General features: G+C 68.9%; 12 protein-coding genes. 5 read left to right on the top strand and 7 right to left on the bottom strand.

Translation table 11 applies throughout. The features are described from left to right. Positions 1–22: 22 nt before the first annotated feature. The 4 genes from FHX60_RS19045 to FHX60_RS19030 form a co-directional block, all read right to left on the bottom strand. Positions 23–1,372: a TolC family protein gene (locus FHX60_RS19045; RefSeq protein ID WP_260164246.1), complete on the bottom strand. Its 1,350-nt coding sequence runs from the start codon at positions 1,370–1,372 to the stop codon at positions 23–25. 375 nt (positions 1,373–1,747) lie between these two features. Further along, a complete protein-coding gene (locus tag FHX60_RS19040) occupies positions 1,748–2,905 on the bottom strand; it encodes an acyl-CoA dehydrogenase family protein (RefSeq protein WP_111520052.1) in 1,158 nt (385 codons plus the stop codon). 107 nt (positions 2,906–3,012) lie between these two features. Then, complete coding sequence (locus FHX60_RS19035) at positions 3,013–3,804, bottom strand: IclR family transcriptional regulator (protein WP_183284227.1); 792 nt, start codon at positions 3,802–3,804, stop codon at positions 3,013–3,015. Between the two features lie 2 nt (positions 3,805–3,806). Then, positions 3,807–4,589: an IclR family transcriptional regulator gene (locus FHX60_RS19030; protein ID WP_183284226.1), complete on the bottom strand. Its 783-nt coding sequence runs from the start codon at positions 4,587–4,589 to the stop codon at positions 3,807–3,809. A gap of 160 nt (positions 4,590–4,749) precedes the next feature. On the opposite strand from FHX60_RS19030, the gene FHX60_RS19025 reads away from it, so the two are divergent. From FHX60_RS19025 to FHX60_RS19005, 5 genes are all read left to right on the top strand, one after another. Further along, the gene (locus tag FHX60_RS19025; protein ID WP_183284225.1) at positions 4,750–5,907 is read left to right on the top strand and encodes an acyl-CoA dehydrogenase family protein; all 1,158 of its coding nucleotides are present in this window, start codon (positions 4,750–4,752) and stop codon (positions 5,905–5,907) included. A 64-nt stretch (positions 5,908–5,971) separates the two neighbouring features. After that, entirely contained in the window at positions 5,972–6,949 is a 978-nt protein-coding gene (locus tag FHX60_RS19020; protein WP_183284224.1) for a Bug family tripartite tricarboxylate transporter substrate binding protein, read from the top strand. 23 nt (positions 6,950–6,972) lie between these two features. Then, positions 6,973–8,136 carry an acyl-CoA dehydrogenase family protein gene (locus FHX60_RS19015; RefSeq protein ID WP_183284223.1) on the top strand — a complete coding sequence of 388 codons (1,164 nt, stop codon included), beginning with the start codon at positions 6,973–6,975 and terminating at the stop codon, positions 8,134–8,136. 43 nt (positions 8,137–8,179) lie between these two features. Beyond that, entirely contained in the window at positions 8,180–9,412 is a 1,233-nt protein-coding gene (locus tag FHX60_RS19010) for a CaiB/BaiF CoA transferase family protein (protein ID WP_183284222.1), read from the top strand. A 137-nt stretch (positions 9,413–9,549) separates the two neighbouring features. After that, entirely contained in the window at positions 9,550–9,807 is a 258-nt protein-coding gene (locus tag FHX60_RS19005) for a hypothetical protein (RefSeq protein WP_183284221.1), read from the top strand. Between the two features lie 14 nt (positions 9,808–9,821). Here FHX60_RS19005 and FHX60_RS19000 read toward each other — a convergent pair whose 3' ends face one another. From FHX60_RS19000 to FHX60_RS18990, 3 genes are all read right to left on the bottom strand, one after another. Continuing rightward, positions 9,822–10,685 (bottom strand): LysR family transcriptional regulator, encoded by an 864-nt coding sequence (locus tag FHX60_RS19000; protein ID WP_183284220.1) that lies wholly within the window; start codon positions 10,683–10,685, stop codon positions 9,822–9,824. A gap of 173 nt (positions 10,686–10,858) precedes the next feature. Further along, positions 10,859–11,233, bottom strand: a complete 375-nt coding sequence (locus tag FHX60_RS18995) for a hypothetical protein (RefSeq protein WP_183284219.1) — start codon at positions 11,231–11,233, stop codon at positions 10,859–10,861. A 195-nt stretch (positions 11,234–11,428) separates the two neighbouring features. Next, positions 11,429–12,253, bottom strand: a complete 825-nt coding sequence (locus FHX60_RS18990) for a class I SAM-dependent methyltransferase (RefSeq protein WP_112774749.1) — start codon at positions 12,251–12,253, stop codon at positions 11,429–11,431. Positions 12,254–12,487: the final 234 nt, after the last annotated feature.

Here is a 12,487-nt window from a genome sequence, read left to right as displayed (position 1 = left end):
AGGGGATCGCGGCAACGGCGGTTCAGGGGCGCGCGGCGGTGCCGGCAGCTTGGGTGGGCGTAACGGTGGTCGAGGTCTGCAACGCGGCGCGGTACGCCGACAGCGCCTTGGCGTATTCGCCCTGCGCGACCACCGCGTCCAGCCGGGTCTGGCGCAGCGCGCGGCGCGCATCGAGCAAATCGAGCACACCGGTGGCGCCCTTGCGGTAGGCGAACTCCGCGCTGCCGGCGACGCTTTCCGCGGCGGGCAGCACCTCGTCGCGCATCTGCCGCAGCGACTGGCGCGCGCTCTCGAGCTGGCTGCGCAGCCGCTCGATCTCGTTGCCGGCCTCCAGCATCACGCGGTTGCGGTCGTCGAGCGCCGCGTAGTAATCGACCTCGGCGCGGCGTGCCTCGCCGCCGTTGCTGTGGCGCACCGGCAGCGGCATCTGCAGGAACACGCCAAAGCTGTTCCCCGAGCCGCCACTGTTGGCGGGCGAGACCGGATAGTGCTCGGCCTGCGCGCCGATGGTCACATCCGGCACGCGCCCCGCGCGTGCCAGGTCACGCGCTGCCGCGGCGGCGGCCAGGCGCGCCTCGGCCGCGGTCACGTCGGGGCGGCGCTGCAGGGTATCGGGGTCCGGCGGCGGCACGGCGGCATCGAGCGCCGGCCAGTCGGCCACCAGCCGGTTGTCGGCGAGCGTGCCGGGCACGCCCATCGCCTGCGCCAGCAGGGCCTTGTCGCGGTAATGGTCGGTGACGGCCTGGCGCAGGTCGTTCTGCGCGCGCAGCGCATCCAGCTGCAGCCGGGTCACCTCGGCGCGCGCCACGTCGCCGGCCCTGAGGCGCGTCTCGCTGGCCTGGCGGGTGCGCGCGTACAGCGCCAGCGTTTCCCGCAATACGGCGACGCGTTCCTGGCTGGCCAGGGCATCGAAGAAGGCCTGCTCCACCATGCCGGCCTGTTGTGCCACCACTGCCTGCATCGACTCGCCGGCGGCGTCGCTGGCCTTGCGCGCGGCGTCGACGCGGAGGCCGCCCTTGTTGGCGGTCTCGATCAGCTGGTCCACGCGCACCGTGGAATCCACGGTCTTGCTGCGCAGGTTGCCCGCGCCGATGCCGGCATGCGGGTTGATGTTCTCGACGCCCAGGCTCAGCACGGGGTTGGGACGCTGCGACGCAATCTGGACATCGGCCTGGCTGGCTTCCACGCCGCGGCGCGCGGCGATGACGGTGCGGTTGCAGCGCAATGCGTCGAGGCGCGCCTGCGCCAGCGTCAGCGCAGCGCCCGCCGGCGGGGGCGTGCAAGGGCCATCGGCCGGGGCGACTTGCGCGGAATCAGCGGAGGAAGCTAGAGCGGCGGGACGTTCGGCGGCCAGGCTCGCCACGGCCGCCAAACCCAGCAGGGAACCTACTGTAATACGGGATAAGACAACAGGCACGGTCAGTCGGGCTCGGTTCGAAAACGGTCTGCGGCGAAACGACCGTGCCCGCCGAACGGTTCCACCGCGGCGCAAGAACATCATCCTGCGCCATGGTCCGCGATGCGGTCGCGCGGCGTGGCTGTCTTGGTGCGCCCTCGCCCGCTGCCCAGATGCGGTTCACGTCATCGGGACACGATCTCCCGCCCGCATTCAAACCGAACCGTTTTACAAACGGCTTTCATTCCCCTGACAAAAACCTTTAACCGCGCGAATTTACTGAACCGTCGGAAAAAACGACAAACGGCACGGCCGTTGCCGGCCGTGCCGTCGGAACATTCGTGACTGCGTTTATGCCTTCACCCGGTCATCCAGCCCCAGGCCGCGGCCGATGATCTCCTTCATGATCTCGCTGCTGCCGGCATAGATGCGCGAAATGCGCGCATCGGCATACATGCGGCAGATGCGGTATTCCTCCATATAGCCGGCGCCGCCGTGCAGCTGCACGCCCTCGTCGACCATGCGTCCCTGCAGCTCGGAGGTCAGCAGCTTGGCCGACGCCGCGGTCTCCACCGTCAGCGTGCCGGCATTGTGTTGCAGCACGCACTGGTCGACAAAGGTCTGCAGCGCATCCAGCTGCGCGCGCAGTTCGGCCAGCTTGAAGCGCGAGTTCTGGAACGTGCCGATGGCGCGCCCGAAGGCCTTGCGCTCGCGCACGTAGTCCAGCGTGATATCGAACGCCACCTGCGCCGACGCCATGTAGCCGCAGGCCCCGATCAGGCGCTCCTCGGCCAGATGGCGGGTGAGGTAGCGGAAGGCCTGGCCGGGCTCGCCCAGCACGTTGGCCTTGGGCACCTTGACGTTGTCGAAGAACAGTTCCGAGGTGTCCTGCGAGTGCAGGCCCAGCTTGCGCAGCTTGCGTCCGCGCTCGAAGCCCGGCATGCCGCGCTCGACGATGAAGAGCGTCAGGCCATGGCTGCGCTCCGGGTCGGTGCGGGCCACCACGACCACCACGTCGGCCAGCTGGCCGTTCGAGATATAGGTCTTGGCGCCGTTCAGTACCCAGTGGTCGCCATGGTCCTCGGCGCGGGTGCGGATGCCGGCCAGGTCGGAACCGGTCTGCGGCTCGGTCATGGCCACGGCAAAGATCGACTCGCCGCGCGCGGCCGCGGGCAGCAGGCGCTGGCGCTGCTCTTCATTGCCGATGCGGCCGATGTAGGGTGCCACCAGGCGCGAGTGCAGCGTGCCGAAGAAGCCGGAGTCGCCGTGGCGCGCGTTTTCCTCGATCAGGATCTGCTCGTAGCGGAAGTCCTGCACGCCGGCGCCGCCGTATTGCTCGTCGGCCCACATCAGCAGGTAGCCCTGCTCGCCGGCCTTGCGGAACACCTCGCGGTCCACGCAGCCCTGCTCGCGCCAGCGCTCGCCGTGCGGGCCGACCTCGCGCTGGTAGAAGCGGCGGGCGGATTCGCGGAAGGCATCGTGTTCGGCTTCGAAGATCAGGCGTTGCATGGCGGGTCTCCTTTCTCGTGTCTCTTGGGTGGGATCAGGCTAGTGTCTGCCTGGCGGCGCCCCCCAGATTCGTCGGAATGGATGATTTTCTGCGGCGGACAGGATACTCAGCGCAGGCCCAGCAGCATCTCCACGTTGCGCGCCAGTGTCACCAGCCGCGGCGCCACGTGCTTCTCAAGCGCGGCAAACCTGCCGGGCTGCGCGCGCACCCCGCAATTGAACACGAACAGCTGGGAGTCGACCAGCCGGCACAAGGGCACGGCAAAGCCGAAGACGTCATCCCGCCATTCGGCATGGTTGACGCAATACCCGCGCTGATCAAGGCTCGCGCGCGCCGCGGCAAGCTGCGCAACGGCGCGCCCGAAGCCCTCCGGATCCTGCAGCCGCAGCCGGTTCAGCACCGCCTCGCGCTGCACCGCCTCTGCCCTGCACAGCCAGGCCTTGCCGATCGCCGTGGTCAGCATCGGCAGCGCCGCGCCGATATCGGGGGGTATCAGCAGGTTGTCGGTGGAGCGCGCGGTTTCCACATACAGCATCTGGGTCCGGTCGCGCACGCCCAGCGACACCGCGCCGCCGACGTGATCCGCCAACTCCTTCATCAGCGGCCGCGCGATCTGGCGGATGTGCATGCTGGCCAGCAGCGGATAGCCGGTGGCCAGCACCGGTGCGCCAAGCCGGTACTTGCCCAGCGCCCGGTCATGCCGCAAGTAGCCCAGTTCGGTCAGCGTATGCGTCAGGCGTGCCACCGCGGATTTCGACAAGCCGGTGCGCTGCACGAAATCCTTGTTGCCCAGCAGCGCTTCGCCGGCGCGGAACGCCAGCAGGATCTGGATGCCGTGAGCCAGGGTGCTGGCGAACTGCCGGTCCTTCTCCGGGGCCGCGTCGTTGCCGGGATGCATGGTCAGGCTCCGGCCAGCGCGGCTTCGATGCGCGCGACCAGCCGCAACAGCTTCGGCCCCATCTCGCGCTCGAGCTTGCGCGGCGTCATGCGCACCGCCGGCACGCCGCAATTGAAGACCAGGATCTCCCCGTCGGTCACGGTGCGCATCGGCACCGCCACCGCATGCACGTCCTGCTGCCAGTCGCCGCGCGAGCGGCAAAAGCCCAGTGTGGCAAGGTCTTCGAACGCCGCTTGCAGGGCGCCGGCATGCTGCTGCCAGAACACCGGTTCGTGTTCGCGCAAGGCGGCCAGCACCGGTTCGCGCTCGGTGGCCGGTGCCTGGGCCAGCCACGCCCGGCCCATGGCCGTCGCCAGCATCGGCAGCGAGGCCCCGATGTCAGGCCGGAACGCAATGGCGTCGTGGCCCCGGCTGGTTTCCACGTACACCATCCGCAGGCGGTCGCGCATGCCCAGCGACACCGACCCGCCCAACTGGTCCGCCAGCTGCTTCATCCACGGCCGCGCCAGCTGGCGCACGCGCAGGCTGGCCAGCAGCGGGTAACCCAGCGAGAGCGCGGTGGAGCCCAGCCGGTAGCGCCGCAAGCGGGTGTCATAGAGCAGCAGTCCCTGCGCCGCCAGCGTATAGGTAAGGCGGCTGATGGTGGCCCTGGACAGGCCGGTGCGCTCGGCCAGTTCCTTGTTGCTGAGCACCGGCTCGCCGACCCGGAAGCATTGCAGCAGGGCCAGCCCATGGGCCAGCGTGGTGGCGAAGGCGGGGTCGGGGTGGTGCAGGCGCGAGGACATGGAAAGCCGGCGACGGCATGGGGACAATGACCTCCATCTTACCCATTCCTGCACCGCTAAATCCGCTTCATGTTCAAGATAGCAAAACATCAGTGCGGCATTCGGACCGTCTTTGCTACGCTGGCTTCGTACTGAAAGACAACCAGACAGAGCGAGACAGATGATCAGGCACCCCGAGGGATTCGATATCTTCCTGGCCGGACTGCGGCGTTTCGTGCGCGAACGGCTGGTGCCGCGCGAGGCCGAAGTCGCCGCGCGTGACGAGGTGCCGGGCGCGCTGGTGGACGAGATGGCCGCGCAAGGCATGTTCGGCTACTCGATCCCCGAGGCCTACGGCGGCGCCGGCCTGACCACCGAAGAGCTGGTGCTGGCCGCGATCGAACTGTCGCAGTGCTCGGTGGCCTTCCGCGCACGCGTGGGCACCAACACCGGCATCGGCTCCGAGGCGCTGGTGGCGGACGGCACCGCGGCACAGAAGCAGCGCTACTTGCCGCTGCTGGCCAGCGGCGAGCTGACCGGCGCCTTTGCGCTGACCGAACCGGAAGCGGGGTCGGACGCCACTGCGCTGACGACTTCCGCGCGGCTTGAAGGGGACCACTATGTGCTGAACGGCACCAAGTGCTTTATCACCAACGCCCCCATCGCGGGCCTGTTCACGGTGATGGCACGCACCGATCCCGCGCGCGCCGGCGCCGCCGGCATCTCGGCGTTCATCGTCGAACGCGGCACGCCTGGCCTGTCAACCGGCGAGCCGTACCAGAAGATGGGCCAGGCCGGGTCGCCGGTCTCGGAAGTGCACTTCAATGATTGCTGCGTGCCGGCCGCCAATCTGATCGGCGGCGAGGAAGGGCAGGGCTTCCGCACCGCGATGAAGGTGCTCAACAAGCAGCGCATCCACCTGGCGGCGCTGTGCACGGGCCCGGCCATCCGCATGCTGGACGAAGCCGTGCGCTTCGTGTCGGGGCGCAGGCAGTTCGGCCAGGCGCTGTCCGACTTCCAGCTGGTGCAGGCGATGATCGCCGACTGCCAGACCGATATCCACGCCGCGCGCGCGCTGATCCTGGAAACCGCCCGCCAGCGCGACCGCGGCGAGGACGTGACGATGCAGGCGTCGATCTGCAAGTACTTCGCCTCCGAAATGTGCGGCCGCGTGGCCGACCGCTGCGTGCAGATGTTCGGCGGCTACGGCTACATCGCCGACTTCGGCATCGAGCGCTTCTATCGCGACGTGCGCCTGTTCCGTCTGTACGAGGGCACCAGCCAGATCCACCAGCTCAATATCGCCAAGCGCACGCTGGCGCTGGCGGCTGCGCACTGAGCGGCGCCCCGCACTGCCCTCACATGAAGAAGCCCGCCACCAGTGCGGGCAACCGGAGACCATCATGCTGAAGTCCATCCTTGCCGCCGCCCCCTTGTTGCTGGGCCTGGCATTCCACGCACAGACCGCCGGCGCCCAGGCGCCCTATCCCAGCAAGGTGATCCGGCTGGTGGTGCCATTCACGCCCGGCGGCTCCACCGACACCCTGGCGCGCCTGCTGGCGGACCAGCTGCGCGAAGAACTCGGCCAGACCGTGATCGTGGAGAACAAGCCAGGAGCGGGCGGCAATATCGGCGGCGAGGCCGTCGCCCGCGCCGCGCCCGACGGCTACACCGTCCTGGTGGCGGCGGCCGGCCCCACGGTCATCAATCCCAGCCTGTACCCGAAGATGCCGTACAACCCCGTGCGCGACCTGGCGCCGGTCACCCTGATTGCGCGCGAGCCCAACCTGATCGCGGTCAACGCCGCGCTGCCGGTGCACAACGTGAAGGAGTTCATCGCCTACGCCAAGGCGCGCCCGGGCCAGCTGACATTTGGCTCGGCTGGCAACGGTACGCCGGCGCAGCTGGCGGGCGAGCTGCTCAACCAGACCGCGGGCCTCACGCTGCAGCACGTGCCCTACAAGGGCACCGGCCCCGCCGTGGCAGACCTGATCGCCGGGCATATCACAGTGGTGATCGACAACATGCCGCCGCTGTTGCCGCACGTGCAGTCGGGCAAGCTGCGCGCGCTGGCCGTGACCGGCGACAAGCGCGCCTCGGCTACGCCCGATCTGCCGACTGCCGAGGAAGCCGGCCTCAAGGGTTACGTCATCACCGCCTGGAAGGGCCTGATGGTGCCGGCCGGCACGCCGCGCGCAGTGATCGACAAACTGAACGCGGCCACCGTAAAGATCGTGGCCAGGCCGCAGATGCGCAAGCGCCTGATCGACCTTGGCGCCGAGCCCGTCGGCAGCACGCCCGAGCAGTTCGCGCAGCAGATCCGCACGGATGCGAGCTGGTGGGCCGCGCTGGTCAAGTCGACCAATACCAGGCTGGACTGACCAGCGACCAACCGAGCCCGACCATGCACAAGAGCCTGACCGAACTGCGCGAAGCCGTGCGCGCCTTTGTCGAACAGCACGCCATCCCTCGCGAAGACCCGGCGCTTGCCCACGATGTCGCGCGCCTCGATGCCGTGACGCGCGAACTGCAGGCGCTGGCCCGCGAGGCAGGCATCTATGCCCCGCACCTGCCGCCGGAGGTAGGCGGGCTCGGCCTCGGCTGGCTGGAGCGCGCCGAGATCCTGGAGGAAGCCGGGCGCAGCTTCCTGGGTGCGCCCGCGCTCAACTGCGCGCCGCCGGACCAGCCCAATATGGTCAACCTGCTGCGCAACGGCACGCCGGCGCAGCGTGAGCAGTATCTGATGCCGCTGGTGCGCGGCGAGGTCCGCTCATGCTTTGCCATGACCGAGCCGGCACCCGGCGCCGGCTCCGATCCTGCCATGTTGCGCACCAGGGCCGAGCGCCTGCCGGGCCAGCCCGGCAAATGGGTCATCAACGGTCACAAATGGTTCATCAGCGGCGCGGTGGGTGCGGACTTTGCCATCGTGCTGGCGCGCACCGGCGATGGCGCCACCATGTTCCTGGTCGACGCCGGCAATCCCGGCTACCGGCTGGTGCGCAATATCGCCGGCATGGACGGCTACCAGATTGGCGGCCACGGCGAGATCGTGCTGGAGCACTGCGTGGTCGGCGACGATGCCGTGCTGGGCGAGCCCGGCCAGGGCTTTGTCTACGCCCAGGCCCGGCTTGAGCCCGCGCGGTTGTCGCACTGCATGCGCTTCGTCGGGCGGGCCTCGCGCGCCATGGAGATCGCACAGCAATATGCCGCGCGCCGCGAATCGTTCGGCCAGCGCCTGGCCGACCTGCAGCAGGTGCAGGCGATGGTGGCGGACTCCCATATCGACCTGCATGCCAGCCGGCTGATGGTGCGCGACTGCGCCCGCCGCATGGATGCGGGCGAATCGGTCAAGCATGATTCGGCCATGACCAAGATCTTCGTGTCCGAAGCGGTCTGGCGCGTCGCCGACCGCGCCGTGCAGATCATGGGCGCGCTGGGCATTTCCGACGACACGCCGGTGTCGATGATCCAGCGCGAACTGCGGCCGTTCCGCATCTACGACGGCGCTTCTGAACTGCATCGCGCCACGCTGGCGCGCCGCATTTTCCAGCACGGCATGCGGCCCTGAGCCGCGCCCGCGCCCGCCACCCCTCCCCTGCAAGAGATTTCGCATGACCCACGCCAATTCCGCCGCGCACGACAGCCGGCACAGCCCGCTTGCCGGCATCCGCATCCTCGACATGGCCACGGTGGTGGCAGCGCCGTTCTCCAGCACGCTGTGCGCCGACATGGGCGCAGACGTGGTCAAGCTGGAACTCCCCGACGGCACCGATCCGCTACGCGGCCTGGCGCCGGTCAAGGGCGAGCTTTCGCTCTACTGGAAGGTGACCAACCGCGGCAAGCGAGGCATCACGCTCGACGTGCGCAAGCCGGCCGGGCGCGAGCTGTTCCTGAAGATGCTGCCGGAGTTCGATGTGCTGGTGGAGAACTTCCGCACCGGCACGCTGGAGCGCTGGGGCCTGGACCTTGCCACCCTTCATGCCGTGAATCCTCGCCTGACGGTGCTGCGCCTGACCGGCTTCGGCCAGACCGGGCCGTATGCCGCCCGCGCGGGCTTCGCGCGCATCTTCGAAGCCATGAGCGGCTTTACCAACCTGGCGGGCGAGCCGGCGGGTTCGCCGCTGCACATGAACTACCCGGTAGGCGACATGGTGGCGGGCCTGTTCGGCGCCTTTGCCATCGCCAGCGCCATGGCGGAGCGCCGCCGCCCCGGCTGCGCGGACATGCCCGGCCGCGAAATCGACCTGTCCGCGACCGAAGCGCTGTTCCGCCTGCTTGAGCCTTTGGCGGTGGAGTACGAACAGCTCGGCGTGGTGCGCCAGCGCGCCGGCAACCGCGCCACCTACACCGCGCCCTCCAATATGTACGCGACAGCCGACGGCCAGTGGGTGTCGCTGGTGGCCTCGTCCGACCCGATCTTCCGCCGCCTGTGCCAGGCCATCGGCCAGCCGCAGATGGCCGACGAACCGCGCTTCGGCACCAACCCGGACCGCACTCGCAACCTCGAAGCGCTCGACGACGCCATCGCCGGCTGGTTTGCCGCCAACACTTATGACGAGGTGGCGCGCGCGCTGGCGGCCAGCGAGATTCCGTTCAGCAAGATCTTCACCATCGCCGACATCGTGGACGATCCGCACTTCCAGGCGCGCGGCGCCATCGTGCGCTTGCCCGACCCTGAACTGGGGAGCATTCCCGCGCCATGCACGGTGCCGCGCTTCTCTGGCTACCAGCCAGCGCCGCCCCGCAGCGGACCGGGAGTCGGCGAGCACAACCGCGAAGTCTATGGCGCGCTGGGTCTGACTCCGGCAGACATCGCAGCGCTGCGCGAACAACGCGTGCTGTAGGCAGTAACGAGCGACTTTCGCCGTCGCTCGCCGTTCACTGCAAAAATATTGATATGAACGGAAGATAACTTTCATTAATCCCTCCCACCCGTTTGCGTCGATACTGGATACAGCGATGAATCAACGGGGAGCAGGAAATGGAAGTCGCCTTATGGGAAATCGCCCTCTGGATCGGCCTGGTGCTCGGCCTGATGGCCGTCGGTGTCGCCGTCACCTCTCTGATCGGCAGCTCCGTGCCCGAACCGGTGTTTGCGCAGGCGCAGCGGCATGGCAGGTATGCCGACCTGGGCGCGGCGCCTGACCGGCGTGGCGGACCGCGCAGGCGCTTGCGCCGGCCACCGGCGCTGCCCGCTGCGCGCACGGCAAGGCTGATGCCGGTCCATATCAAGACCTAGGGCCAGACGCCCTTTCAGACCGGAAAATCCCAGCGCTGCGACCAGTCGGATTCTTCACGCACAATGTCGTGGAGCGTCCGGACTGCGTCATGCAAGGCCGTGCTGCCTGCCAACTGGGGATGAACCAGGTAGACCGGGTACGAGAACTCCGACGCCCCTTCTACGCGCGCCAGGGCCCCGCTGTCCAGGTAGCTCTGCACTACGCGCGTACGGAAATAGCCGCTGCCGCCGTACTGCAGGATGTACTGCAACGCCAGCGGCCCCAGGTTGAAGTACAGCGACGCGCGCGCATGCTCCGGCAACGCGCTGTCATGCTGGCGGCGGAACTCCGGGCCCCAGTCGACATAGACATAGCCGCCGTCGCGCTGCGTCGAGCGGATCAGCACCAGCTTCTCTTCCATCAGCGCTTCCACGTGCATGCCGGGCGCGTATTCCGGCTGGTACACCAGCGCGGCATCGAGCGCGCCCGACTGCAGCCTGCGCTGCAACTCCGCCCCCTCGCCCACTTCCGCCCGCACCGCCTGCGCCGGCATGCGCTGGCGCAGGCGCGTCGCCCATAGCAGCACCAGCGGATTGCCCAGGCTGATCTCGGTGCCATAGCGGAACAGGCTGGCCAGCCCCGTCGGCAACGGCAGCTCGCGGCACGCCGCCTCCCAGGTCTGCACCAGCTGGCTGGCGTAGCCCAGAAAGCGCTGCCCGTCCGGCGTCAAGCGTGCCCCGGCCTTGTTGCGCTCGAACAGCCGGCAGTTCAGCTGCGCCTCCAGGCTCTTGATGCGCGCAGTAACGGCGGTCTGGGTGACATGCAGCTTGTCGGCGGCGGCCAGCAGGCTGCCGTCGCGCACGACTTGCAGGAAGGTGCGGGCGAGTTCGATGTCCATGGCGGTGAAGGTTGCATGGCGATGTGGCGTATTGTAGGCAAGCACCCCAAATTAAGAATCGGGACCTACAGACGAGATCCGCAGCGTGCACGGCGCGCCTTGCAGGCGCTGATCGCGCGCGTGCCGGTGTTGCCACTCAGTGCGGCGGCGGCGCGCGCTTACGGAACGTTTGCTCAGCGCTCCGGCTGTGCCCGCCCCCTCGCCGGCATGGCAACCGGCACGGCGTCCGCCACCGGCGCCACCGGCACGCTGCGCGCCTCGCGAGGCGGCCGCAGCGGCACGATGCCTTCCGGCTCCTGCCACGCCAGGCCATTGTCATAGCCGGTTGCGGCGGCCTCGAGGTAGCCGGGCGCAAACTTGCGCTCCGGGGTCACGGCCTGCACGGCGGGCGCCGTGGCGGCCTGCGGCGCCTCGGACTGCGCGCAGGCGACGCTGTTAAGGCATAAGCCCAGCACGCGCAGCAGCACCATGGCCTGGCGCGAACGGTGTCGGATGGCGGACGGGCGCGACGCGGCCTGCCCGTTCTGGCATGGGGATCGGGTATTCATCGGGACTCTCCGGGAAGCCATTGCTGGCAGGTGGCACAACGAGCCGCGGCGCCGCGCTCGCTGTCCATTGCGCAATGACCGTGCCACCGGCTAACAGCGGCTACGGAGAGGATTGCGGCACTTTCCGGGCGTGGAGTGGTGGGACCGGGCCGACGCTAGCCCCACAGGTGTCGGCCGGCGTCCAACATCCTTGGCTCAGGGCTTGACCGCCGCCGCCAGCACCGCCGGCATCGGCACCTCGAAGCCGCTGCCACGCATATAGCCGGCAACCGTGCCGCGCAGCACGGCGCGGATTTCGTCGCGGGCCTTGGGGGTCTGGGCGCGCAGCGTGGCGGCGGCCCGCACGGTGCCCTGGGCCAGCGCATCGAACAGCTGGTCGGGCGTGGAGAAGCGCCAGACCTGCGGCACGCTGCGGCAGGTCGGCATGACAAAGCCGGCCTGCTGCAAGGCGCTGCGGCAATGGCCGGGATCGCTGAACAGGAAGAAATTCGGCCCGACCGGGATATCGACATCCATCGACCCATAGGCGCGGATCGCAGCATAGACCGCGCCGAAGCCGACCGCGCGCTCGGGCGTATCCCATACCGTGAAGGCGATGCGCCCGCCCGGGCGCAGTACGCGGAAGGCCTCGGCCAGCGCCGCGTCCGGATCGGACATATGGCACAGGCCAAAGCCGTTGACCACGGCGTCGAAGCTGGCGTCGCCGAATGGCAGCGCCTGCGCGTCGGCCTGCTCGTACTGGACTTCGGGATGCAGCTTGCGCGCCAGTTGCACTTGCGCCAGCGCGAAATCGATGCCGACCGACTCGGCCCCGCGCTGCACCGCCCCCGCCGCGACGTAGCCGGAGCCGGACGCGACATCGAGCACGCGCTGCCCGCCGGCCACATGCGCGGCGTCCAGCAGGGCCTCGACCGATTGCCGGGTCACGTGCGACAGATGCTCCTGGTACCGGCTGACGACTTCCGGGTCTTCCCAGCCAGCCAGTTCGAAGGCGCGAAACGAATCTGCGGTGTGGTCCATGCCTACTCCTCGGCGTCGATGTCCAGACGGGCGGGCGTGTATTGGTGATGTTGGTGTGCGGACGCAGCGCAGATGCGTCCTGAGAACCCGGTCAAGCCAAGTATAGACAGCGCCGCGCACAGACAGTGGCCAGGCGCTCAGGCAAGCACCCTTGCGTGGCGCTTCACCCGTTCAGGCGAAGCGCGGTGTGGCCACGCCGGCGGCAATCAGGCAGGCTGCGACCGCCTGCCCCCG

The sequence above is a fragment of the Cupriavidus alkaliphilus genome (assembly GCF_014191175.1).
GTDB lineage: Bacteria > Pseudomonadota > Gammaproteobacteria > Burkholderiales > Burkholderiaceae > Cupriavidus > Cupriavidus alkaliphilus.
Note: the sequence above shows the minus strand (reverse complement) of the source record. Positions and strands in the feature narration are given on the sequence as shown.

What these genes read in the sequence shown, in the direction of transcription:
- FHX60_RS19020 (WP_183284224.1), top strand. Translation starts at nt 5,972, where the DNA reads ATGCTGAAGTCCATCCTTGCCGCCGCCCCCTTGTTGCTGGGCCTGGCA.
- FHX60_RS18990 (WP_112774749.1), bottom strand. Translation starts at nt 12,253, where the DNA reads ATGGACCACACCGCAGATTCGTTTCGCGCCTTCGAACTGGCTGGCTGG.
- FHX60_RS19025 (WP_183284225.1), top strand. Translation starts at nt 4,750, where the DNA reads ATGATCAGGCACCCCGAGGGATTCGATATCTTCCTGGCCGGACTGCGG.
- FHX60_RS19000 (WP_183284220.1), bottom strand. Translation starts at nt 10,685, where the DNA reads ATGGACATCGAACTCGCCCGCACCTTCCTGCAAGTCGTGCGCGACGGC.
- FHX60_RS19010 (WP_183284222.1), top strand. Translation starts at nt 8,180, where the DNA reads ATGACCCACGCCAATTCCGCCGCGCACGACAGCCGGCACAGCCCGCTT.
- FHX60_RS19030 (WP_183284226.1), bottom strand. Translation starts at nt 4,589, where the DNA reads ATGTCCTCGCGCCTGCACCACCCCGACCCCGCCTTCGCCACCACGCTG.
- FHX60_RS19015 (WP_183284223.1), top strand. Translation starts at nt 6,973, where the DNA reads ATGCACAAGAGCCTGACCGAACTGCGCGAAGCCGTGCGCGCCTTTGTC.
- FHX60_RS19005 (WP_183284221.1), top strand. Translation starts at nt 9,550, where the DNA reads ATGGAAGTCGCCTTATGGGAAATCGCCCTCTGGATCGGCCTGGTGCTC.
- FHX60_RS19040 (WP_111520052.1), bottom strand. Translation starts at nt 2,905, where the DNA reads ATGCAACGCCTGATCTTCGAAGCCGAACACGATGCCTTCCGCGAATCC.
- FHX60_RS18995 (WP_183284219.1), bottom strand. Translation starts at nt 11,233, where the DNA reads ATGAATACCCGATCCCCATGCCAGAACGGGCAGGCCGCGTCGCGCCCG.
- FHX60_RS19035 (WP_183284227.1), bottom strand. Translation starts at nt 3,804, where the DNA reads ATGCATCCCGGCAACGACGCGGCCCCGGAGAAGGACCGGCAGTTCGCC.